This is a genomic window from Mesorhizobium sp. M0587 (genome assembly GCF_040320945.1).
Taxonomy (GTDB): Bacteria; Pseudomonadota; Alphaproteobacteria; order Rhizobiales; family Rhizobiaceae; genus Mesorhizobium.
Map to the genome: position 1 here is coordinate 1 of NZ_JAMYQP010000013.1, position 22,855 is coordinate 22,855.

22 protein-coding genes, 1 tRNA gene and 1 pseudogene are annotated in these 22,855 nt (G+C 58.0%); 15 read left to right on the top strand and 9 right to left on the bottom strand.

Annotated features, from left to right (window positions below; translation table 11 throughout):
- A partial coding sequence (locus tag NKI49_RS14165; protein ID WP_352695661.1) for a transposase occupies nucleotides 1-196 on the bottom strand: 196 nt, incomplete at its 3' end.
- Nucleotides 197-457: 261 nt separating this feature from the next.
- On the opposite strand from NKI49_RS14165, the gene NKI49_RS14170 reads away from it, so the two are divergent.
- Complete coding sequence (locus NKI49_RS14170) at nucleotides 458-1,510, top strand: threonine aldolase family protein (RefSeq protein ID WP_352608405.1); 1,053 nt, start codon at nucleotides 458-460, stop codon at nucleotides 1,508-1,510.
- Between the two features lie 71 nt (nucleotides 1,511-1,581).
- Here the strand turns inward: NKI49_RS14170 and NKI49_RS14175 are convergent, their stop codons facing one another.
- The gene (locus NKI49_RS14175; RefSeq protein ID WP_352602044.1) at nucleotides 1,582-2,049 is read right to left on the bottom strand and encodes an Hsp20 family protein; all 468 of its coding nucleotides are present in this window, start codon (nucleotides 2,047-2,049) and stop codon (nucleotides 1,582-1,584) included.
- Between the two features lie 497 nt (nucleotides 2,050-2,546).
- Here NKI49_RS14175 and NKI49_RS14180 point away from each other — a divergent pair, with 497 nt between their 5' ends.
- Nucleotides 2,547-3,524, top strand: a complete 978-nt coding sequence (locus tag NKI49_RS14180) for an alpha/beta fold hydrolase (RefSeq protein ID WP_352602046.1) — start codon at nucleotides 2,547-2,549, stop codon at nucleotides 3,522-3,524.
- Between the two features lie 17 nt (nucleotides 3,525-3,541).
- Here NKI49_RS14180 and NKI49_RS14185 read toward each other — a convergent pair whose 3' ends face one another.
- Nucleotides 3,542-4,054, bottom strand: coding sequence for a DUF1579 domain-containing protein (locus NKI49_RS14185; protein WP_352602048.1), 513 nt, complete (start codon nucleotides 4,052-4,054; stop codon nucleotides 3,542-3,544).
- Nucleotides 4,055-4,228: 174 nt separating this feature from the next.
- Here NKI49_RS14185 and NKI49_RS14190 point away from each other — a divergent pair, with 174 nt between their 5' ends.
- From NKI49_RS14190 to NKI49_RS14200, 3 genes and pseudogenes are all read left to right on the top strand, one after another.
- Nucleotides 4,229-4,384 carry a hypothetical protein gene (locus tag NKI49_RS14190; RefSeq protein ID WP_352602050.1) on the top strand — a complete coding sequence of 52 codons (156 nt, stop codon included), beginning with the start codon at nucleotides 4,229-4,231 and terminating at the stop codon, nucleotides 4,382-4,384.
- A 3-nt stretch (nucleotides 4,385-4,387) separates the two neighbouring features.
- Complete coding sequence (locus tag NKI49_RS14195) at nucleotides 4,388-4,639, top strand: DUF1127 domain-containing protein (RefSeq protein WP_352602052.1); 252 nt, start codon at nucleotides 4,388-4,390, stop codon at nucleotides 4,637-4,639.
- Between the two features lie 108 nt (nucleotides 4,640-4,747).
- A pseudogene (locus NKI49_RS14200) lies at nucleotides 4,748-5,541 on the top strand (helix-turn-helix domain-containing protein).
- Between the two features lie 48 nt (nucleotides 5,542-5,589).
- Here NKI49_RS14200 and hisN read toward each other — a convergent pair.
- Both hisN and NKI49_RS14210 read right to left on the bottom strand, forming a co-directional pair.
- A complete protein-coding gene (hisN, locus tag NKI49_RS14205) occupies nucleotides 5,590-6,363 on the bottom strand; it encodes a histidinol-phosphatase (protein ID WP_352602054.1) in 774 nt (257 codons plus the stop codon).
- A gap of 361 nt (nucleotides 6,364-6,724) precedes the next feature.
- Nucleotides 6,725-7,666, bottom strand: a complete 942-nt coding sequence (locus NKI49_RS14210) for an N-formylglutamate amidohydrolase (RefSeq protein ID WP_352602056.1) — start codon at nucleotides 7,664-7,666, stop codon at nucleotides 6,725-6,727.
- Nucleotides 7,667-7,828: 162 nt separating this feature from the next.
- Here NKI49_RS14210 and cpdR point away from each other — a divergent pair, with 162 nt between their 5' ends.
- The 3 genes from cpdR (at nucleotide 7,829) to NKI49_RS14225 (ending at nucleotide 9,465) form a co-directional block, all read left to right on the top strand.
- Entirely contained in the window at nucleotides 7,829-8,191 is a 363-nt protein-coding gene (gene cpdR / locus NKI49_RS14215; RefSeq protein ID WP_006199474.1) for a cell cycle two-component system response regulator CpdR, read from the top strand.
- A gap of 106 nt (nucleotides 8,192-8,297) precedes the next feature.
- Nucleotides 8,298-8,372 (top strand) — tRNA-Val (locus NKI49_RS14220).
- A 100-nt stretch (nucleotides 8,373-8,472) separates the two neighbouring features.
- A complete protein-coding gene (locus tag NKI49_RS14225) occupies nucleotides 8,473-9,465 on the top strand; it encodes a tyrosine-type recombinase/integrase (RefSeq protein ID WP_352602058.1) in 993 nt (330 codons plus the stop codon).
- 31 nt (nucleotides 9,466-9,496) lie between these two features.
- On the opposite strand, the gene NKI49_RS14230 is transcribed toward NKI49_RS14225, so the two are convergent.
- Nucleotides 9,497-9,721: a helix-turn-helix domain-containing protein gene (locus NKI49_RS14230; RefSeq protein WP_352602060.1), complete on the bottom strand. Its 225-nt coding sequence runs from the start codon at nucleotides 9,719-9,721 to the stop codon at nucleotides 9,497-9,499.
- Nucleotides 9,722-9,796: 75 nt separating this feature from the next.
- Here NKI49_RS14230 and NKI49_RS14235 point away from each other — a divergent pair, with 75 nt between their 5' ends.
- The 3 genes from NKI49_RS14235 (at nucleotide 9,797) to NKI49_RS14245 (ending at nucleotide 13,801) form a co-directional block, all read left to right on the top strand.
- Nucleotides 9,797-10,078, top strand: a complete 282-nt coding sequence (locus tag NKI49_RS14235) for a hypothetical protein (protein ID WP_352602062.1) — start codon at nucleotides 9,797-9,799, stop codon at nucleotides 10,076-10,078.
- 866 nt (nucleotides 10,079-10,944) lie between these two features.
- Nucleotides 10,945-12,636, top strand: a complete 1,692-nt coding sequence (locus tag NKI49_RS14240; RefSeq protein WP_352602064.1) for a hypothetical protein — start codon at nucleotides 10,945-10,947, stop codon at nucleotides 12,634-12,636.
- Nucleotides 12,637-13,126: 490 nt separating this feature from the next.
- A complete protein-coding gene (locus NKI49_RS14245; protein ID WP_352602066.1) occupies nucleotides 13,127-13,801 on the top strand; it encodes a recombinase family protein in 675 nt (224 codons plus the stop codon).
- Here NKI49_RS14245 and NKI49_RS14250 read toward each other — a convergent pair.
- The 3 genes from NKI49_RS14250 to NKI49_RS14260 all read right to left on the bottom strand — a co-directional run bounded on the left by NKI49_RS14250 (nucleotide 13,767) and on the right by NKI49_RS14260 (nucleotide 18,178).
- Complete coding sequence (locus tag NKI49_RS14250) at nucleotides 13,767-14,438, bottom strand: DUF2290 domain-containing protein (RefSeq protein ID WP_352602068.1); 672 nt, start codon at nucleotides 14,436-14,438, stop codon at nucleotides 13,767-13,769. The two genes, NKI49_RS14245 and NKI49_RS14250, sit on opposite strands and share 35 nt — an antisense overlap.
- Nucleotides 14,439-16,598 carry a DEAD/DEAH box helicase gene (locus NKI49_RS14255; protein WP_352602070.1) on the bottom strand — a complete coding sequence of 720 codons (2,160 nt, stop codon included), beginning with the start codon at nucleotides 16,596-16,598 and terminating at the stop codon, nucleotides 14,439-14,441. It abuts the gene before it with no gap.
- 425 nt (nucleotides 16,599-17,023) lie between these two features.
- Nucleotides 17,024-18,178, bottom strand: coding sequence for a dihydrodipicolinate synthase family protein (locus NKI49_RS14260; protein WP_352602072.1), 1,155 nt, complete (start codon nucleotides 18,176-18,178; stop codon nucleotides 17,024-17,026).
- 238 nt (nucleotides 18,179-18,416) lie between these two features.
- On the opposite strand from NKI49_RS14260, the gene NKI49_RS14265 reads away from it, so the two are divergent.
- The 4 genes from NKI49_RS14265 to NKI49_RS14280 are packed head-to-tail and all read left to right on the top strand — an operon-like array spanning nucleotide 18,417 to nucleotide 22,855.
- The gene (locus tag NKI49_RS14265) at nucleotides 18,417-19,475 is read left to right on the top strand and encodes a LacI family DNA-binding transcriptional regulator (protein WP_352602074.1); all 1,059 of its coding nucleotides are present in this window, start codon (nucleotides 18,417-18,419) and stop codon (nucleotides 19,473-19,475) included.
- Nucleotides 19,472-20,488, top strand: coding sequence for a Gfo/Idh/MocA family protein (locus NKI49_RS14270; RefSeq protein WP_352602076.1), 1,017 nt, complete (start codon nucleotides 19,472-19,474; stop codon nucleotides 20,486-20,488). The genes NKI49_RS14265 and NKI49_RS14270 overlap by 4 nt, the downstream gene beginning before the upstream one ends.
- Nucleotides 20,485-22,086, top strand: coding sequence for an acyl CoA:acetate/3-ketoacid CoA transferase (locus NKI49_RS14275; protein ID WP_352602078.1), 1,602 nt, complete (start codon nucleotides 20,485-20,487; stop codon nucleotides 22,084-22,086). The genes NKI49_RS14270 and NKI49_RS14275 overlap by 4 nt, the downstream gene beginning before the upstream one ends.
- A complete protein-coding gene (locus NKI49_RS14280; RefSeq protein WP_352602080.1) occupies nucleotides 22,079-22,855 on the top strand; it encodes an enoyl-CoA hydratase/isomerase family protein in 777 nt (258 codons plus the stop codon). Before NKI49_RS14275 ends, NKI49_RS14280 begins: the two co-directional genes overlap by 8 nt.

Genomic DNA, 22,855 nt, shown 5'->3' on the forward strand with positions numbered 1-22,855 from the left:
AGCGTTTGAAGATCGCATTCCAATCGCCAAAGCCTTCCGGAAGATCACGCCAGGGGCTGTTCGTGCGCGCCTTCCACAGTACGGCTTCGACGAACAGCCGGTTATCCTTGCCGCTACGCCCTGCGTCCGTCACCTTGCCAAGGCAATGCGGAGCCATCTTCTCCCATTGCTCGTCCGTCAGAACCGTTCGAATCATCAAAGCCTCCAAAATGAGGCTTGAATCACTCAAAGGGCGAAAGTGGAATCCTGATTCTCAACAACCCCAAGACCGATTCACAAAAAACTTGGTCGATCCGCGACAGAAAATTACGTGAAAATAACAAAAAACGTAAGCTTCAGTCGCAGGGCGCGGCCCGCCAGCTTGGCTGGCGTTAATGGTTTTCCAGCACCTGGCTCTTGCGGCCGGCGCGCGAAATTGGTCAACTTTGTACCGATTTCCCTAAACATAGGCAGGTGCATGTTCTTTGCTTCCGACAATTGGGCAGGCGCCCATCCCAATATCGCCGCAGGCCTGTCGGCCGCGGCCGGCGGCTTTTCCACCGCCTATGGCGACAGTGCGCTCGACCAGGCCGTCTATCGGCGCTTCAGCGAGATTTTCGAACGCGAGGTCGCGGTGTTCTTCGTGGCGACCGGCACCGCCGCCAATTCGCTGTCGCTGACCACCTTCAACAAACCCGGCGGCATTTCCTTCGCCCACCGCGAATCGCATGTCATCGAGGACGAATGCGGTGCGCCGGAGTATTTTTCCGGCGGCTCGCGGCTGCATGCCGTCGACGGCGCGCTGGGCAAGATCGACCCGCACACTCTGGAAAGGACGATCGGCCGTTTCGCTGGCGAGGTGGTTCATTGGGGCCGCCCGATGGCCGTTTCGATCACACAGTCGACGGAGGTTGGCACCGTCTACGGCCTGAACGACATCGACGCGATCTCGGCCATCGCCAAACAGCATTCCGTGCCGCTGCATATGGACGGCGCCCGCTTTGCCAACGCTCTGGTCGCGCTCGATACGACGCCGGCGGAGATGACCTGGAAGCGCGGTGTCGACATCCTCTCTTTCGGCGGCACCAAGAATGGCTGCTGGTGCGCCGAGGCGATCGTGCTGTTCGATCTCGACCGCGCCAGGGAATTGTCCTTCCTGCGCAAGCGCGCCGCGCAGCTGTTTTCGAAATCGCGCTTCGTCGCCGCTCAGTTCGAAGCCTATTTCAAGGACGGGCTATGGCTCGACACGGCCAGGCAGGCCAACGCCATGGCCGCTCGCCTTGCGGCGGCAATCGAGGATTCGGAGACGGCCAAGCTGGCCTGGCTGCCGCAGGCCAACGAGGTTTTCGCGGTGATCAAGAAAGCCGAAGCCGAAAGGCTGCAGGCGGCGGGTGCCGCCTTCTACGACTGGCACAAGCCGCATGGCTTCGACGGCCATTTGGGCGAGGATGAGTTACTCTATCGCTTCGTCACCAGCTTTGCGACGACGGCCGAGGAGGTCGACCGCTTTGGCCAGTTGATCGCCGGATAGCCAGCATTCTCGATAATAAAAAAGCGGCGCCTCTCGGCGCCGCTTCCGTCTCGGGAGGAGACTTATGGGAGTTAGGCGGCGGTCTTGGCCTCGATCTGCTTGGTCTTGGCGGGAGCCGAGGTGATCGCGATCTTGCGCGGCTTCAGTTCCTCGGGAATGTTGCGCTTGAGGTCGACGAAGAGCAGGCCGTTCTTCAGCGCGGCGCCGACGACTTCGACATGGTCGGCAAGCTGGAAGCGGCGCTCGAAAGCCCTCGAGGCAATGCCGCGATAGAGCAGCTCGGAACCTTCACCGGTGTCCTCGTCCTTGCGCTCGCCTTTGACGGTCAGCACGTTGCGGTGGGCTTCGATCGAGATTTCCTCGTCCGAGAAGCCGGCAACCGCCATCGAGATCCGGTAGGAATCCTCGCCGGTGCGCTCGATGTTGTAGGGCGGGTAGGTCTGCGCGCCATCCGGCTGCGCAAGCGAATCGAGCATGGTGAACAGACGGTCGAAACCGACGGTCGAACGATAGAGCGGGGAAAAATCAACGTGACGCATGAGGTGTTCTCCTGTTGAGCAACATGGTTTGCGTGTGGTCGGTGCGAAACCCGTGATCGGCGTTTCGGATAGACCAGCGGCCCCGACATTGGCGGCCACGCCAGACATTTGGGGAGCGCCCGAATTGATTTCAAGATTTCGCCCGATGCCCAAAAGACGGGCGCCTCGTCCTTGATGAACGGCAGATGAACCGGGATTTCGGCGCGCGTTCAGACAGCCGCCGCTAAAGTGCTCCCCAGGATCAAGGACTGCGGCGCCGGATGGGATTGGAGGCGCCGCGACGAGGCCGAACCGGGTGTTAACGTCCCTTCCTCCCGGATCGACAGAGGCCGGAAGCCGCTTTCAAGCGGCTTCCGGCTTTCCCCGTCTTCCCTTGCAGGCCTTGCAGGCCTTGCAGATCTCTCGTCACCGGGAATTCCTTTGCTTTTGACGCCTTGGCGTCTATCACCTTGGCGAGGCCGGCCATGCCAGGCTGGCACACGAAGACGAAGCGCCGAATGACGGATACATTGCACGACACTCCCCTTTTTCACGAAATTGATGGCAATCCGCGACCGGAAAACGCCACCGGTGGCTTCTTCACCACGCGCGACGGCAAGAAGATCCGTTATGGTCTGTTCGGCGCGGTCGCACGTCCTTTGAAGGGCACCGTGGTCGTGCTCACCGGCCGCAACGAGTGCATCGAGAAATATTTCGAAACCATCCGCGACCTTGCCTCCCGGGGTCTTGGCGTCGCCACGCTCGACTGGCGCGGCCAAGGCGATTCCGACCGGCTGATCCGTGATCGCCAGCGCGGCTATGTCCGCTCCTTCCGCGACTATACGGCCGACCTCGAACAGTTCTTCGAGGAAATCGTGCTGCCCGACTGCCGCGGGCCGTATTACATCCTGGCGCATTCGGCCGGCGCCGTGATCGCGCTGCTGGCCGCGCCGTCGATGGTGAACCGCGTGCGGCGCATGGTGCTGATCGCGCCGTTCCTGACGCTGCCCGATCTGCCGGTCTCGATAGGGACGCTCCACCGGGTCTGTTCGCTGTTCTGTCTGTTCGGTCTTGGCCGGCTCTATGCCGCCTGGGGACCGCGGCCGAAAGTGACGCCGCCTTTCGACACCAACAAGGTGACGACGGACCCGCAACGCTACCGGCGCAACACGCGGATCTACGAGGAGTACCCGCAACTGGCGCTTGGCGGACCGACGATTCGCTGGCTGCTGGCCGCCGCGAAGGCATCGATAGCCATCAGCGACCCTGATTTCATGGCCAGGATCCAGGTCCCGTTGCTCGTGATCGCCGCCGGAGCCGACCAGGTCGTCTCGACCAAGGCGGTGGAAACCTACGCCCGGCATCTGCGGCTCGGCTCGGTGCTGATGATCGATGGCGCCCGCCACGAAATCCTGCAGGAGGCCGACATCTACCGAGAGCAATTTTTCGCCGCCTTCGACGCCTTCATTCCCGGCAGCGACGATCCGACGGCCTGAGCGCGCCGACAGCCGGCTCATGCCTGGCGGGCAAACTCCATGATCCAGTTGGTCTCCCAGCTCTCGCCGCCATCGCCTGAAAAGGCCTGCTCCCAGCGCGCCTTGTTTTGCGTCATTCCTGACCAGAGGAAGCGGACCCGGATCGGCCGGCCCTCGAAGACATCCTCGCAAACGAACGTGCCGACGCCACCGACGAAGGCGCCGCGCATCGGCACGTCGATGGTCAGCGGATTGCGGCCGTCGATCCACCAGATCGACCATTGCCGCGTTGCAGGATCGAAGGTCCGCAGCGTGGCGGCGCGGTAGGTGCCATCAGGCAGCTCGATCACATTGTCATCGACATTGCCGAGCCCGCCGAGCAGCGGCCGCACCGCGCACGTACCACCGAAAATATCCCAGTTGCCGTCGCCCGCCAGGCGTTTTTGCAATCTTCTATGGCTGACGTTCCATTCGCCGAAGAAGAAATCGAAATCGCTACGGCCGTCCTGCGCGACGTCGTCGGCATGGACGGCTGTTGATTGCGTCGGCATGTCTGGTCCTCCCTTTGACGACATCTCCATAGTCGACGGCAGCTGACACCCTCCTGTCAGGAGGGTCGCCCGGCAGCACCTACGGCAGACGGAATGCTAAAGATTCTGACAGCCGGTGCTGCCTCGGAAATGATCATCTGCCCGCGTCGAACTGAACGCCAAGGAGATGATATCATGATTGAGAAAACCTGCGCGGCCTGCGATTGCCAGTTGGATGCCAACCCGATCCGCGTCAAGGTCGACGGCAAGACCGTCGAGGTCTGCTGCGAAGAATGCGCACAGGCGTTGAACGAAGCCGGTGCCTCGGCAACCGGCGTCAGCGAGGACTGAGCGATGCGCCCCGATCAAGCGGCGGCGCAGTATCTGGCCGGCCACGTCCCGGCACAGGCACCACCGGTCCGCACCGCCACCACCCGGCAGTCCTTGCATGCCCAATTCCTTGCCGTCGCCGGCTGGATCGGCCGGCAATTGGAGAAGCGACGGAGCCGCCGCGCTCTGCTCGAAATGACCGACGAACAGCTCAAGGACATAGGCCTGTCGCGTGGCGAAGCCTACTGCGAATTCAGGCGCCGCTTGTGGGACTGAGAGGTCACTGCCGAGCAGTCTCCTGACAGGAATGGGCAGGCCGATCGCGTAGGGTGCCGTCTGCAATGCTGGAATCATTTTCCGGTGCGAGGGAAGAACGCAACGGCCATGTCGCAATTCACGGTCCAGCCGCTTCTGGATACAGGTACCGTCAGGGTGAGGGACGTCGTTTGCGGCGGCCAATGCCGGCACAGGAGCGACGAAGAATGCACCTCGGCCACGCATCTCGTGTTTCCCTATCGTGGCGTCTTTGTGCGCCACGTCGGGCGCAGCGACGCCGTCGCCGAAGCCAATCAGCTGCTGTTCTTCAATGAGGCGGAAGCCTATCAAATCAGTCACCCCGTAGCGGGTGGCGACGCCTGTCTCGATCTCGTCATCGAGGATGCGCCGGCGCCGCCGTGGCGTTCCGCCGCCTTCGCCGGCGCATCGATCCGCGCGCGCAGGCCTTGGTGGCGTTGCTGCGCCACAGCCTGAGCCGCAAGATCGCGGAGACACTTGAAGCCGAAACGCTGGCGCTGACGCTGGTGCGGCGCTCCCTCGGCGAACGGACCTCGCATGCCGCCGGCGCCACGCCCGGCCGCCAGAAGCTGGTCGACCGCGCCAAGCTGGTTCTATCCTCGGACCTGTCGCGGCGCTGGACGCTGGCCGACATCGCCGCCGAGGTCGGCGTCTCGCCGGTCTACCTGACGCAAATGTTCCATCAGGTCGAGGCCATGCCGCTCTATCGCTATCATCTGCGCCTGCGGCTGGCGCGTGCACTCGATCTGCTTGGCCGCTATGACAATCTGACCACGCTCGGCATGGACCTTGGCTTCTCCAGCCACAGCCATTTCAGTTCCGCGTTCAGGCAGCTCTACGGACGCACCCCGGCGGAATTCCAGCGCTCGATCAAGCCACGCTGAAGCACTTCCAGGAAAAGTGTGAAGCGGTTTTCCAAAACGCGGGAGATATCAGCCGCGCAAGGCTTCCATCGCGGCCGCGTGAAGCTCCGGCGTCGCCGCCGCCACAATGTCGCCGCCGTTTTCCGCCGGCCCGCCGTCGAAAGTGGTGACGACGCCGCCGGCCTTCTCGATGATCGGGATCAGCGCCACGATATCGTAGGGCTTCAATCCGGGATCGGCGACGATGTCGACGCTTCCCGACGCGATCATGGCGAAGGCGTAGCAATCGGCGCCGTAACGGGCGAGCCGGATCTGCTTCTCGAACAGATCGTAGCGATTGCGCGCCTCGTCCTTGAACAGCGCCGGGGTCGTGGTGAAAAGCGTCGCTTCGTCGAGCTTTGTCGTCTTGCGGGTGGTCAGTTTTCGTGGGCCTCCCGGCCCCTCATAGTAGGAGCCCGAGGCATTGGCGTAGAACAGCTCGCCCGTGAAGGGCTGCGCCATCATGCCGGCAACGGCGTCGCCGTCGACGGTCAGCCCGACCAGCGTTCCCCACACCGGCAGGCCGGAGATGAAGGCGCGCGTGCCGTCGATCGGATCGATCACCCAGACATGCCTGCTGGAGATGTTCTCGCTGCCATGCTCCTCTCCGAGAATACCGTGGTCGGGATACTCAGCCGAGATCAGCGCCCGGATGGCGCGCTCGGCCTCGCGGTCGGCCTCGGTGACCGGGTCGAAACTGCCCTTTTCCTTGTTGGCGACGGCACCTTGGCTGCGAAAGCGCGGCAAGGTTTCTGCCGCCGCTGCCTGCGCGATGCGGCGCATGAAATCGATGCTGATGTCCAACTGATTCTCCCGCGTTGCAGCATGCCCAAACCGTCGTTTGCTGCCAATTTCCCGCTAAAACAAGGGTATTCGACAACTTTTCGGTCGCGAGATCTGTTGCCCAAATGTCACGCCGGCATCGTCGAAACGCAATTTCCACATCACAATGAATTAAAAAGGCCTGAAGGTCGTTGACATTTGTGCAGCGCACCATACCCTCGACCTCGGACAGGGTTTCCTGTCCATGCCCTCCTTGGGCGTTTCCTCCCTAGACTTCGACCGTGTCGTGAAAACGATGCGGTCTTTTTTTACGCCGCAATCCCCAATTCCGCCTCGGATGCGCGGCGATTTTGGCCCGGCGGCGCGCAAAACAAGCGCGATTTCACTCCGCCGCCAGCGGCAGGTCGACGAAGTGATGGTCCGGCATCGCCATCAGGTCGGCCGAAAACCGCGTCAGATCGTCGGCCAATGCGTCGAAGCCGGCGGCTTTCTCGAATGTCCGCTCGTTCATGTAGAGTCCGCGATTGACCTCGATCTGCAGCGCATGCAGATGGCGCGCCGGACGGCCGTAATGTTCGGTGATGAAACCGCCGGCATAGGGTTTGTTGTGGGCGACGGTGTAGCCCATGGCGGTGAGCAGGCCGATGGCGGTCTCGGTCAAGGCCGCGGTGGCCGAGATGCCGAAACGGTCGCCAACGATGAAGTCGGGCCGCAAACCATTGTCACCGACACGGATGCTTGCCGGCATCGAATGACAATCGATCAGCACGGCAAAGCCGAAGCGCGCATGGGTTCTGGTCAAAAGCCGTTTCAGCGTCTCGTGATAGGGCTTGTAGACGGCTTCGATGCGGGCGACCGCCTCGGCCAGCGGCAGGCGCCCGGAATAGATGTCGAGCCCCTCGCCGACCAGCTTCGGCACGGTGCCGAGCCCGCCGGCCACCCGGGCCGAACGGATGTTGCAGAAGGATGGCACCGGCTCGGCGAACATACGCGGATCGAGTTCCCAGGGCTCGCGGTTGACGTCGAGATAGGCGCGCGGAAAATTCGCCGCCAGCATCGGCGCGCCAAGCGCGACGGCGCCGCCGAACAGTTCGTCCACGTAACAGTCTTCCGAGCGGCGGATGGCGTTGCGGTCCAGCCTGGCCATGGCGAGGAACCGCTCCGGGTAGTAGCGGCCGCTATGCGGAGAGTTGAAGAGAAAGGGAACGCGCTGCTCGGCGCCCGACCGGATTTCGAAGGGTGGAAAGACCGAAAAATCCTCGGCTGCCGTCTTCAATTTGAACGAACCCGAAAACACCAGTGCATCATGAAATGAAAGTGCCACCTTGGCGGCCGCGTGTCCAGCATTTCAGCGTCCATCGCGCTCGGCGAATATGGTTCATCATCGTGCGCGTTCACTTGATGTTTACCCTCGCCGTCTCATATACAGGATGGTTAACGGGGCCGCCCAACGGCGGTCTCGGGCGGGTGATTCGGACGGGATATCATGGCACGCATTCTTCTGGCGGAAGACGACGACGATATGCGTCGCTTCCTGGTCAAGGCGCTGGAGCGCGCCGGCTATCAGGTCAGCGATTTCGACAACGGTGCCAGTGCCTATGAACGGCTGCGCGAGGAACCGTTCTCGCTGCTCCTGACCGACATCGTGATGCCGGAGATGGACGGTATAGAGCTCGCACGCCGCGCCACCGAGATCGATCCTGACTTGAAGGTCATGTTCATCACAGGTTTCGCCGCCGTCGCGCTCAACCCCGACTCCAAGGCGCCGAAAGACGCCAAGGTGCTGTCGAAGCCATTCCATCTGCGCGATCTCGTCAACGAGGTCGAAAAGATGCTGCAGGCGGCCTGAGCCGCCTTCTGCGACGCACGGCCGCCCCTCCGCGGCTGCGGCGATTCTTTCCTTTTTCCTGCTATTGACGCGCTGGATCAAAAATGGTGTATGCGCGGCTTCGGATGGGCGTGTAGCTCAGCGGGAGAGCACTGCATTGACATTGCAGGGGTCACAGGTTCAATCCCTGTCACGCCCACCATCCAACAGATTGAAAACACAAAGAATTTCGATCTGTCCGCTTTCCTGATGTTTGTTCGAATTCGCTGCTGTCACAACTCTGTCACAGCGGGTGCGAAGCAATGGCCACAATTCGAAAGCGTGGAGACAAATGGCAAGTCCAGATTCGCCGCCAGGGCTTTCCCACTATTTCAAGATCATTCCTAAAGAAGGTGGACGCCACAGAATGGGGCAGATTTTGGGAGGGCAAGGCAGACCGGAATGAACTCCCGACAAACACAAAGGTTCTGCATTCGATTTCGCTTGGGGAACTCGTAGAGCGCTACCGCGATGAGGTCGTTCCTGCAAAACGGGGAGCTGCTGATGAGACCATCGTACTCAACGCGTTTCTCCGTGACCCTATATGCAGGAAGAAGCTGTCGGTTCTTACAACAGCAGATTTTGCGGCCTATCGAGATAGACGCCTAACGTGCGTTTCGGCCACCACTTTGGCGCGGCAATTGGCTCCTCTTTCCCACATGTTCAACATTGCCAAAAGAGAGTGGGAGCTTCCTTTAAGGAACAATCCACTTTCCGACCTGAGAACAGGCGCAGAAGGCAATCGAAGAGAGAGGCGCCTTCGAATCGGCGAGCTGGAACGACTTGTCTCAGAATCAAAGGCAACGAGGAATCGGCTGATCCTTCCCATCATGCTGTTTGCGTTAGAGACAGCCATGAGACGGGGGGAGCTTCTTTCCATGCTTTGGAACTCTGTAGACCTAACCTGCTGCTCAGTGGTCATCCCAAAGGCAAAGAATGGTGATTCAAGGTCGATCCCTTTGACCGTGAGCGCGAAGGAAATCCTAGCGAACCTTCAGAGGAGCGGATCCAATGTGTTCCCAATAACACCCATCGCACTGCGGTTGGCATGGGATCGTTTGGTTGCACGAGCTGGCCTTCTTGACCTTCATTTCCACGATTTAAGGCACGAAGCCATCAGCAGGCTTTTTGAGAAGGGTTTAACGATACCCGAAGTGGCGTCCATCAGCGGGCATCGGGATATTAGAATGCTGCTTCGGTATGCTCATGCTGACAAGACAAAGCTTGCGAAAAAGCTAGACGGCAATCCCTCGTGAACTAGGACCCACAGGACGGCTTCACGGAAGGTCAAGCTGCATCTTCACCATCAGGGCGAACAAGGTCAACGTGGCTGACGCCAATCGCCTGGGCCAATTCATAGAGGGTGATCACAGTTGGGTTGCGCTTACCGCGCTCAAGGTCGCTGAGATACTGCTGGCTGAAACCCGAACGTGCCTCCACGTCCTCTTGGGTTAGACCGCTTTCACGACGCAGCCGGGCGAAGTTCCGTCCAACCAATTTCCGCATATCCATGCACGGACGGATTGCAGCTTACGCACTTTGAGTTTATCTACTTTATTATGTATTCGACTGTTGGGGGATAGATTGATGAGCGACGACAAAACCAAACCGCGCCGATCATTTTTTCCCATTCGCATATACCTACGCGTTGGCAATGGACGTTCGAAGAAGGCCGAGGAAGAAGAGCTGTTCTATCCACCCGGATTGAATTTTCCATTGACTCGCGAAGAAATGTTGCAATGGCGGCTGGCCGGTTTTATCGCTTGGGTTGTGGGTATCGGCGCGTGCGTCGCTGCCACATTAGCTGCGGCGTATGGTGCGGCTGCACTAGTTGTATATCTCGTACCTTTCTTCCTGCCGCAACCGTAATAGAACGCTCATATCTCTCGTCTTAGAGCGGCCCCAGAGAGCGACAACCTACTCTTCGTATCCGATTAGCCGCGAATGCCCCAAGGCAACTGTGAGACCGGTCCACGACCGTGCAGGGACGTTTTGAATTTCGCCGGCAGACGCTTCCCGTTAGCCAACAAACTGGAACAACCGCTTACAGGGCACGGCTTAAAATTTTGTAGTTCTTACCTCTTGCGTAGAGCTATCTCCTTTCCCATCTCTCGATCGAATTCTGTAGCGACGAAGGCCAGAAAGCCAGAAGCGGGATGAACTACAGGATGCGGTGAAGCCGCTTTAGCTGAATTTTCTCAGCGTTTCCGTGCCGTCAGCACGTGATTTTTGCACTCAATTCAAGTTTAAGCAACGATGAGCGCCCAGCGTACGCTTGTCAATATTCCAATTTCACATCCAAAATAGAGTAATACCATGCTTCACTACGTCCTATACCAATTAATCGGGTTATCAAAACCTGCTCCTATCGCGGCAACGGCCAGGGATCCTGGCACAGTTCCAGAAGTGGCAAGCAAAGATGTCTTCAGTACGATAACACAAAAACACCGCGAATCTACAGGATCGACACTCGCCACAGACAACAGGGAGCGAAGCGATACATATGCCAAGTTCGTATTTCGAATAAATAATAATTGGAGAGTTATTGCTTGCAAGGACAACATACAATGGATTCTTCAGGTCCGAAAAGGTAATCTAGACGGAAGGCCAGCATGGAATGCCGAAAGCTTTTGCCGATCAAAGGCAGGACTAACTCGCGCGCTCAAGCAAAAATTAGGAGGCATCTCTGGCGACCTTGAGATCTTGCTAGCTCAACTACCTGATTGGATAGAGTCATGATCTACAATGGCAACTCCCCATGGCTCGATCGCTCCCAGAAGCTGTCTTCGCGGTTTGATCAATTCCTGACGCCTATTGCAGAGAATATTGTAAAAAAAGCGGGGAAGCGGCGAAAGGAGGATGCCGTCCAGAATGTCAAAACGGCTCTCAGTGTTATATTGGCCAATGTCCTTCGATCGCACGCTTTGCATCCGACTTATGGCGTTAGAATTGACCTTAGCAACGATGGCTATCCGGAAGGCCCATTCAATCCCCGCCGTCTAGGCATCCGATCTGTTCGGAAAGTGGTGAACTATCTTGCCAACTCCAATCCACAACTGATCCATAAAAAAGGAGGAAATCGCGACAAGGTAAGGGGCTTTCAATATCCAACAGAAATATGGATATCAGATTTTCTTAAGGATGCTATCTTAACCCACATGGCACAAGAGAAATCTACATCGATTAATCCTAGTAATTCATATTCACTACCCATTACTAGGAACACATTTGGAATAGACGATTATACATCTAGATACTATATGATTTTCGAGAGAATGGATTTACCATCAATACGCCTCAGGAAGGGTTCATCAAAGAGTGACGGTCGCTTCATGGACTTCGAACACAACGAAGAAACCCGATCTATGGAGACCCGCTTAGCTAGATACAATTCATTCATGTCATCCAACGCTAAAACGAATCTGTTTCTCGACGACAAAAGTATGGTCGAACTGCAAAAATCACGTGATCACAATTATGAGGAATTTGGCCGCTCAGACTCTGAACCCCCATCAGCCGATCTGGCTGCTCCGACGAGGCTCTATCGCGTCTTCAACCAAGGGAGATTCGATCATGGTGGCCGATTCTACGGTGGGTGGTGGCAGAGCATCCCCGGGAGGTACCGTCGATTTATAACCATCAATGGCACGCCCACTGTGGAGGTGGATTTTTCGGGCATTCAAGTGGCAATGCTCTATGCAATGATCGGCCAGCAGCTGGAAGGCGACGCTTACGCTATTGAGGGTTTTGGACCAGAGTTTCGTCGCGTTGTGAAAACCGCCACTCTTGCGATGATCAACGCCAAGGGACGGATTGAACCTCCTCATAAATCAGACCTGCCGCCAAGCGTAACATGGAACGACCTCCGAGAAGCGATCATGGCGAAACACAAACCGATTGCAAAATTCTTCGGCTCTGGAGAAGGCATCCGGCTTCAAAGGCTGGATTCTGACATTGCAGCGGACGTGATGATCAGGATGATCGAAAAAGGAATTCCTGTCCTCCCAATCCATGACAGCTTCATCGTGGCCGAGGGCCATGACAACGAACTGTCCGAAATAATGCTGAGCGCCTATCGGCAGAGAATGGCAGGAAGGACGATATCCCTAAAGCGCTCCCCTGCTCTCCTTGACGATCTGCTAACAGGCTATCCAAATCTCATTCCCTCCAAGCGCCACAGCCTGGGTATGAAGCTTTTCCTAGCGAGAAAGGAATCACCAGATTACATCGGGTATAGACGTCGAGAAGAGTTACTAGCAGAGTCTCTCGGGGATAGACTTCTAACGATAAAGGCGACTAGGCCACAGCGAGACGCGCCAAAAGGGCAGATTACAGGGACCGGTCCCATGGCAGCGTTCCTGCAATTTGCTAGCAAAGGTATACCCCAACCCCTAAGTCGTCTATGGGACTGGTGTCTGAGAACATGACAAGGCATATAACGGCTACGGAATTACCATGGAGTCTCGCAGATTGCGTTGAACACAAAAGCGAAGGCAACTTCTAAGTTTACAGCTTCCGACCCGAAAAATTGGTCGAGGCTATATACGCAATAGGTACCCCCCGGCCTGTCACCTGGTAGTCTCGTAGGCGGATCCGACGAAACAAGTTCGCCAAGCAAGACAACGAATATGTTCGACGAGCTTTAAAACCGGGCTCACAGTCGTCAGGCATGAACAAAAAGTTGCTATTACAACTTTCTTGGCTCTGAAGCTGCCATCACGATTAAATCCTCCGAACACTGCGCTCTATCCCATAGACAGCCGATTGACCGGCACAGATCATTCCGAACGCCTCAGTTTACGGAATCTCAGGGGACAAATCTCCCCACCTAGTGTGTATACAAATAGGAGCATCTCCGATGGAAACCTGCGTTCAAAAAACCCCATTGGAAAACGGCGTCAGAAGCCCTTGATTTCCATGGCCTTCAAAGAGTCAAAATCTGCGTTCACAAAAGGAGTGTTTTTTGAACAGACGGAGAGGTCGGTGAAGCGAGCAGCAGTGTATCTTCGAGTGAGCACCAAGGAGCAGACAACAGAAAACCAGATGCTTGAGCTGCAAAGAGTCGCTCAGTCGAAAGGATGGCCTATTTCAGCGGTCTATGAGGACGAAGGCATCAGTGGTACCAAGGGGCGAGACAAGCGCTCCGCATATGACCAAATGCTCAAGGATGCAGCCAGAGCGAAATTCGACGTTCTGATGTCCTGGGACGTGTCTCGCTTAGGTAGAAGCCTAGCTGGACTTGTGAGCGCCCTAGACGAACTCCACGCACATAAGGTGGACCTCTACCTCCATCAACAAGCGATCGATACGACGACACCGTCTGGGAAAGCCATGTTTCAAATGACCGGGGTCTTTGCCGAATTTGAACGAGCAATGATACGGGAACGGGTTATCGCTGGTCTCACTAGGGCTGTCTCAAATGGCAAAAGGCTTGGACGACCCCGAATCGTCACAGATGACGCAAAAGTCACAGCCGATCACAAGGCAGGCTTATCATTGCGACAAATTGCGACAAACCACAACATTTCACTTGGAACGGCCCATCGGATTGTGTCGACTAATATGAAGTTGCCGGCAGAGACAAATAAATAGCCTTCGCCTCGGTTGGCGTGATCGTTGCTGAATATCTTTCCTTAAAAATAGTCAATTTGTCATAACACTTACGATATCCAGTATTGTAGAACGACCTCAGGATAAAATCCATAAACAAGCTTGGTGATGTTGGAGCAGAGACGGGAATACGACAATTTTTATACTGACCAATTGTCAGGTGCGACATTGGATGAGCTAAATCAACAGCAGACCTTCTGTCGAAATCAAAGCGTATAGGGGCCGGATAGATACTTTTGAGCAAAATGTCGGCGTATAACTCGTCAGTTTCGTATACATCTGGATTATTTTGATACTCTTCAAGGTTTGGCGATGGGAAAAAAGCCAACCTATGCTTGTCTATCTCTCCACCCCGATAGTAATATTGCATCTGAACGATAGCACCGTCTATCAATAGCAAATTATATATCTCTTTCGACAACACCTCAATGTACATGTCTCCATATTCGATGTCCTTCAAAAATATGGTCATGTCATCGTATTTTTCGGTTGTTATCTCCGTTATGCCTCCTGAATAATCGCGCCTTATCGCGAAGTTTTGTCGGCTACACAACCCAACCTCAATAAGATCGCCAGTGAGAGCATCTATCTGCTTCTTGACTTGATCTGGAGACAGCATTCACTTTTTCGCCAATAAAATTTGTCTCAGCTTTTCAAGCTGCTCTGACGGCAAATCGTCCACCATTATCGCACCCGAACTGATATCCTCGATCAGTTTGTCAATGCCCTTAGAGACAGTCTTGACGCTCTTCTTCTCGGTCTCAGTCATATCTCTGTTCACTATGTTGATATGTCTCCGCGTCTCGTCGTCAGGAATTGTAAAGTCCAGCTCAAAGTGCTCATTTTTCACCTTGTTAAATTCTTGAATGAGCAGAGGCATTTTATCCCCAACCCCCAACACCCTCACCCACGCCTTACTCCGCGTTATCGCTGTAAATATTTGATTTCTCACTCGCGCCAAGCCCCCGAATGAGGAGTAGCAGTCTTGGGCGTTGATTATGTAAACCATCCCCGCCTCGTTTCCTTTCGCGCGAAAAATTCCCGTAAAAGCAACAGATTTGTTTTCTACATCAAAGAATACATCCGGAGACGTATCCACCCCGGCCAGATGCGAGTTGATGTTTCTATCAAAAAGCAATCTTCTAGTTTTCCCAACCGCAGTTTTTGTAGAAAGTGGATCGGGATTTATGACTACGATGTCATCGTAGCCCAACTCGTCGTGCTCAAGATTGCGTTGTATTTGATCGGCAAGCCATTCTGCCTGGCCATTCGGCGTGTCAAACGAATGGAACTGGATAAGCTCGTCGATTGGAGAGTGCTTTTCAAGGAAAATCGGACTTGTTTCTGGCGTACGAGCCAGGCGTACAGGGCTGTTGTCTTCAAGCGCTCCAGACACAACACGATACCCGACATCTTGCCAGAGTTGATTGTTTTGAAACATTTGAATCAGCCCGGTGCCGGTTTTTGGATCGGGAGTTCTATAAATGCCGAAACCTAAAGCATGGGCTGTCGCGAGAACAGGACGGGAGTTGCGATAGCATTTCTCAAGCGTGATGTCTTGTTGTGGCTGGCCTGGTTCGGGCTCTTGAAACACAACACGTGGCCGCCCATTCTCATCATTTCCGAAAATAAGGTCCGGGGCAGGCAGCGACCTGTCAGTCAGAGATTGAAGTTCGTCATAGGCGTAGACCAGCCGTTTTGCATCGGTAAGGGAAGCATAGCAGAGCTGAAGAAAGGAGATCTCAAAATCTTGCGCCTCATCAACTAGGATAACGTCGTACATTGCGATCTCAGAAGTCGCATTGGCCAAAGCGGTCTTACACACCCCGTCAAAAGCATCCCCCGACCCAAACATTCGACGCGCGGTCTGGAAGTCGTGAAAGGTAACGTTATGTGCCTTGCAGTAGCTATAATAAACTCCATTTTTTTCTGGGTGACCAGGCGCACCCCATGCATTGATTATTGATAAATTGTCCCAATCCGGCTCTTCTCCAGACTGCTCAATCACAAAGGTTGTGATCAGTCGCCTGAATTGCTCTTTTAGGGAGCGGGTATTGAAGGTTACTGCGATCTTCCATTCTGGATGCTGTGAGTGCAAGTACGCTGCCTTAAGCGCCAAAATGATTGTCTTGCCTGATCCGGCCAAACCACGAATCCGCTGCACGCCCTGCACAGTCTCAATCACGGCCCGACCTTGAAACACGTCGAGGTTGGCAATCGAGTCCTCCAGCCCCTTCAACCTCGCGCCCAGAGAGTCAGGGTTCACAGCTGAGCGACTGCGCTTGCCCCTTCGAATCGTTGAGATTGCCTGGATGACTGCAATCACAGAGTTATATGCAGTCGAAGGCTGCCACTGATATCCAATAAGTTGATCGAGAGTCTCTTGAAGATTCTCGTCGTTGCAAAGCGGAAAATTGTCAACTGCAAGATCGCTTATAGAAGCCGCAGGAGCATATGTGATCACCCTTGGCTCGACTATTAATCGTCGTCCTGCCATTAAAGGTTTGTGTGAGCGGAATTTCGTCTCAAGCGTGTTAACACAGTCATCTTGTCGGTTCGTATAGTCTCCAACCACTTTTCCTTCAACTAAATCAAAGATGACTACCCCGCGGGACGGGCTAATTAGGAGCGCGTCAATAGAAAATGCGCCTTCTGGTGTAGCGAGGACTGGATATCCGACAAACAAGTCTCCCTCATCATGGACGTATCCCTCAAAGAAGCGAGCAAGTTGCTGGCTAGATATGGGCTTCTTTGTTGCCCCCCATATAACATTGACCATATTCTACCACTGTGCTGGAAAATGACGTTTTGCAGTCGCACATGGGAGCCTATCGGAACCCGTGCCGTTGGTCTATCAGGCCGAGGACTCTTCTGTTAGCTGTCACACTCCTGTCACAGCTACGGCTCGAAAACCATCATTTCAGTTGAGGATTGCGTGTAGCCAGGAAAGATCGTAGACTGCGTTAAGCAGCTGAATTTATTCAGTCTTTCGATAGGAGCGAAAGCGACGCTCAGCGGGAGAGCACTGCATTGACATTGCAGGGGTCACAGGTTCAATCCCTGTCACGCCCACCATTCGAACCAAAATCCGGTTTCCCCCCACACGGTGCGGTCGTGGAAATAAGCGCACACCTTTTGCAATGTCTGTCGTGCTCGCGCCGGACCGATCTCGCCTGCTGACATCTCACCATCATATCCAGCGGCTCAGATGCCCGCGACAGCGCACAGGCTCTTCATTCTGGAGACGGCCAACTCCGGATCGGCCAGCAAACCTGCCTGGTCGGCAAGCCGAAAGACATCCGCATAGTGGCGGATGCCGCGCGCCGATTGCATGCCGCCGATCATCGCGAAATGATCCTGGTGGCCGTTCAGCCAGGCCATGAAGACGATGCCGGCCTTGTAGTACTCGGTCGGCGCCTCGAAGATTTTTCGCGACAACGGCACCGTCGGCGCCATCAGCACGTCATAGCCCGCGCGGTCGCCGTCCGCCAATCTCGCCAGCGCCGCGTTGGCAACCGGCGCGATGGCATCGAAAATGCCGAGCAGCGCATGCGAATGTTTCTGGCCGTCGCCGGCGATCAGTTCGGGATAGTTGAAGTCGTCGCCGGTGAACATGGCGACGCCATCCGGCAGGCGGTTCCTGAGCGCCACCTCCTTGCCAGCGTCGAGCAACGATATCTTTATCCCCTCGATCTTGATCGCATGGCGCTCGATGATCGCCACGACGGTATCCAGCGCCGCGTCGAAATCGTGGGCGCCCCAGTACCCTTTCAGCGCCGGGTCGAACATGTCGCCCAGCCAGTGCAGGATGACCTTGCCGGACGCCTGGCTCAGAATGCGGTCGTAGACGCTGGCATAGTCGTCCGGGCCCTTAGCAACCGCCGACAGCGCGCGACTGGCCATCATGATCGTCTTGCCGCCCTGCCCTTCAATGAAGGAGAACTGCTCCTCATAGGCCGCGATTACATCATGAAGCGTCCTGGCCGACGCCGGCGCCAGATGATCGGTGCCGGCGCCCGACGCCAGATCGGCGCCTTCGACGGTTTTCGCCTCGGCGATCGAGCGACGGATCAACTCCCGTGCGCTCGCCCAGTCGAAACCCATGCCCCGCTGCGAAGTGTCCATCGCTTCGGCGATGCGGAAGCCGAGCCGCCACAGATGGTGACGGAACGCCATCGTCTTCTCCCAGTCGACCACCGGTCGCGACCACGGGTCGGTCATGTTGAGGGGATCGGCAACGACGTGCGCGGCGGCATAGGCGATGCGCGAAAACCGCGCGCCAGGCACCGGCAGAACCGGCTGGCCGACAAGCGCGTAGCGGGTGCCGCGGCCACCCTCACCAGGCAAGCTAATGTCCATCGCTCTCTCCCTTCGCCGCGCCCTATAAATGGAACGTTCCAATAAATCAAGGAGCTTTAAAATTCTGGATCTACTCCTGGGAAATGCTGCATCGCAACACGACGACGCCGGCCAAACGGCGGTTTCCGACGCCAGACGATCAACTTTTTGGACGCGGAAAAATCTCGATTGACTCGGGATTGAAGCGGTGATTAGAACGTTCCAATAGATTGAGTTAAAAGTGGGGAGGATTATCAGGATGGCCAGCCGGGCCAAGGCGACGATATTCGACATTGCCCGCGAGGCGGGGGTGTCCAAGTCGACGGTATCGCTGGTTCTTCAGGGAAGCGGGCTGATCCGACCCGAGACCGCGGTCAAGGTGCGCAAGGCGATCGAGGATGTCGGCTACGTCTACAACCGCGGCGCCGCCAATCTGCGCAAGGCCCATTCCAACGTCATCGGCATGGTCATCAACGATCTCACCAATCCCTTCTTCGCCGAACTGGCGGTCGGGATGGAGCGCGTCTTCCAGTCTGCCGGCATCGTGCCTTTCATGGCCAACACGGCCGAGAATCCTGTGCGCCAGGAAGAGGTGCTGAAATCGCTGATGGAACAAGGCGTCGCCGGGCTCATCGTGTCGCCGGCGCGCGGCACTACGCCGGGCGCCTTCCGGCGGCTGGAAATGGCCGGCGTGCCGATCGTCTTCGCCATGCGCCGGTTGCCCGAAAGCCGCATCCCGGTGATCGCGCCGGACAATCACCGCGGCGCCTATTTTGCCACCGCTCATCTGATCGGCAAAGGACACCGCCGGCTGGCCTTCTTCGGCGGCTCATCCGACCTTGTGGTCTATCACGAGCGGGTGGGTGGTTTTCGCGAGGCCTGCGAAACGCTCGGCATCGACACGCGCGACATGCTGGTCATCGAGGGCGAGACCAGCCGTAAGGGCGGCATCGCTTGCCTGGAAACCGCTCTTGCCATGGCTGAACCGCCGACCGCCGCGCTCTGCTTCAACGATGCCGTCGCCTTTGGCGTCATGCTGGCGCTGCGCAAGCGAGGCCTCGAGCCGGGGCCGGACTTCGCCGTCGTCGGCTTCGATGACGTGATCGAAGCCGAGCACTACATGCCGGCGCTGACCAGTGTCGCGGTCGATAGCCCGGGTCTCGGCGAGCGCGCCGCCCATGTCATGCTCAAGATGATCCAGTCGGGCACCACCCGTGCTGAGGACCATATCGGGGCCGTCAATCTCGTGATCAGGGAAAGCTGCGGCCCGGACCGCCGCACCCGCAATAGGGCAGCGGTCGTCGGAGGCGCGGCATGAGCGTCAGATGGGGGCTGATCGGCGCCAGCACGATCGCCAGGCAATTCATGATCAATGCCATCCGCGCGCAAGATGGCGCCGAGATTTCGGTGGTGATGAGTTCCAGCCCGGAACGCGCCACGGCCTATGCCGGGGAAAATGGCATACCATCCGCTGTGTCGACGCTCGATGCGCTTCTCAAATCCGGTATCGACGCCGTCTACATCTCGACCACCAACGAGTTGCACCTCGAACAGGCGCTCGCCGCGATCAGGGCGGGAAAGCATGTGCTGTGCGAAAAGCCGCTGGCCCTGACCAGCGCGGATGCACGCACAATGGTCGCCGCCGCCAAGGCCGCCGGCGTCGTGCTCGGCACCAACCACCATCTGCGCAATGCCGGCGCGCACCGCGCCATGCGTGAGGCGATTGCCGCCGGCCGCATCGGCAGGCCGATCGCCGCGCGCGTTTTCCATTCCGTCTATCTGCCGGAGAATCTGCAGGGATGGCGCATCACCAGGCCCGAAGCGGGCGGCGGCGTGGTGCTCGACATCACCGTGCACGATGCAGACACGCTGCGCTTCGTGCTCGGCGACGATCCGGTGGAAGTTTCGGCCTTTACGCAGTCGGCCGGCATGGCCGGCGGCGGGCTGGAAGACGGCGCCATGTGCATCTGGCGCTTCCAGTCGGGTGTCATCGCCCAGTCGCATGAAGGCTTCACCACCAGATTCGCCGGCACCGGCTTCGAAGTGCACGGCTCGGAGGGTTCGCTGGTCGCCAGGGATGTGATGACGCAGCAGCCGGTCGGCTCGGTTCTGCTGCGCACCGCCAAGGGCGAAGAGGAATTGAGCTTCGACCGCGAGGACCTCTATGTCAGGTCGCTGCGCCAATTCCATGGCGCGATCCGCGGCGACGGCCAGCCCGCCGCCACCGGAGAGGACGGCATCTGGTCGCTTGCATCGGCCGAAGCCGCGCTTCAATCGGCCAGTGCTGGCAAGGCCATAAAGATCGACCCGAAACTCGGGAGCATGAATTGAGCAAGGTCGTTTCCGCCGGGCAGGCAGCGAGCCTGATCAGGGATGGCATGGTCGTCTCCGTGTCGTCGTCGAGCGGTCTTGGCTGCCCGGACGCCGTGCTGGCCGCCATCGGCGAGCGCTTCGACGCCGAGGGCCACCCAAAGAATATCACCACGCTGCATCCGATCGCCGCCGGCGACATGTACGGCATCAGGGGTATCGACCATCTGGCCAAGCCCGGCCTGCTGAAGCGCACTTTGTGCGGCTCCTATCCATCGGGCCCCTCTTCGTCCGAGCCGCCGCAGATCTGGAAGATGATCGGCGACAATTCGGTCGCCGCCTACAACGTGCCGTCCGGCATCCTGTTCGACATGCACCGCGAGGCCGCCGCCAAGCGGCCGGGCGTGCTGACCAAGGTCGGGCTCGACACCTTCGCCGACCCGCGCCACCAGGGCTGCGCCATGAACGACGCCGCCAGCGAGCCGATCGTTTCGGTGCAGCAATTCGACGGCGAGGAATGGCTCTATTTCCGCTCTATCGTGCCTGATGTCTCGATCATCCGCGCCACCACGGCCGACGAGCGCGGCAACCTCACCTATGAGCATGAGGGCGCCTATCTCGGCGGGCTCGAACAGGCGCTCGCCGCCCGCAACAATGGCGGCGTCGTCATCGCGCAGGTCAAGCGTGTGGTCGAGAACGGCACGCTGAAGCCGCACGACGTGCGCGTGCCAGGCGTACTGGTCGACCATATCGTGGTGGCCCCCGACCAGTTGCAGACGACGCTGACGCCTTATGATCCGGCCATCTCCGGCGAGATATTCCGGCCGCTGTCGAGCTTCCGCAACGCCGAGATGAATGTCCAGAAAGTCATCGCGCGGCGCGTTGCCATGGAGTTGCGTGATGGCATGGCGGTCAATATCGGCTTCGGCATCTCGGCCAATGTGCCGCGCATCCTGCTTGAGGAAGGCCAGCACGGCAAGGTCACCTGGGTGATCGAACAGGGCGCGGTCGGCGGTGTGCCCCTGCTCGACTTCAAGTTCGGCTGCGCCTCGAATGCCGAGGCGATCATGCCCTCGCCGCACCAGTTCATCTATTTCCAGGCCGGGGGTTTCGACGCCTCGCTGCTGTCCTTCCTGCAGATCGACCGCCACGGCTCGGTCAATGTCTCGAAGCTTTCGGCGCGGCCGCATGTCACCGCTGGCGCCGGCGGCTTCGTCGACATCACCGCGCGGGCGAAAAAGATCGTCTTCTCCGGCTTCTTCAATGCCGGAGCAAAACTCTCATTGGCCGACGGCGGCATCCGCATCGACCAGGAGGGCAAGGTCAAGAAGGTGGTCGCGGAGGTCGAGCATATCTCCTTCTCCGGCAAGCGCGCGGTCGCTCAAGGGCAGGACATTACTTACGTCACCGAACGCTGCGTGATGAAGCTGACGCCGGACGGGTTGATGGTGACGGAACTGGCGCCGGGCATCGATCTCAAGCGCGACGTGCTTGATCAGGCCGAGATTCCACTCGGCATCGCCAACGACCTCAAGGTGATGCCGACGGCCCTCTACCAGGACCGGCCGATCGGCCTGTCGCTCAACGACGGCGCTTCGCTGGGAGGCGCGCATGGCTGAGCCTCTCGTCAGCTTCGAGCAGGATGGCGCCATCGGCATCGTCACCTTGCGCCGGCCGGAAAAGTTCAACGCGCTTGATATTCCGATGCTGCGGGCACTGGAAAGCGCGCTCGACGCAGCGGAGGCGGCTGACGGCGTCCGCGTCGTGCTGCTCCGCGGCGAAGGCAAGGGCTTTTGCGCCGGTGGCGACGTCGAGGCATGGGCGCGATTAAGCGCCGCCGATTTCCAGGTGCAATGGGTGCGCTACGGCCACCGCGTCTTCGATCGGCTGGCGCGGCTCAGGCAGCCCACCATTGCCGTGCTGGCCGGCCACGCGCTGGGCGGCGGGCTGGAACTGGCGGTCGCCTGCGACTTCCGTGTCGCGGAAACACAGGTCAAGCTCGGCTTTCCCGAAACGTCGATCGGCGTCGTGCCCGGCTGGTCCGGCACGCAGCGCGCCGTGCGCCGGTTCGGCGCGCAGACGGTGCGCCGCATGGTTCTCGGCGGCGAGATCCTCCTCGCCCCCGAAGCGCTCGCCTTGGGCATGGTCGACAAGGTAGTCGAAACTGGCAAGTCGCTCGCCGAGGCACAAGCCTGGGCCGAAAAGATCGCCGGGCGCGGTCCGCTGGCCACTGAAGCCGCAAAACTGATGATCGCGGTGGCCGAAGGCGAGGAAAGTGCGGCCGCGACCGAAGCGCTGGCCAGCGGCTTCATCGCACTGACCAGCGACCTCAAGGCCGGCGTCGGTGCGTTCAAGGCCAAGCAAAAACCAGCATTTTCAAGATCCTGA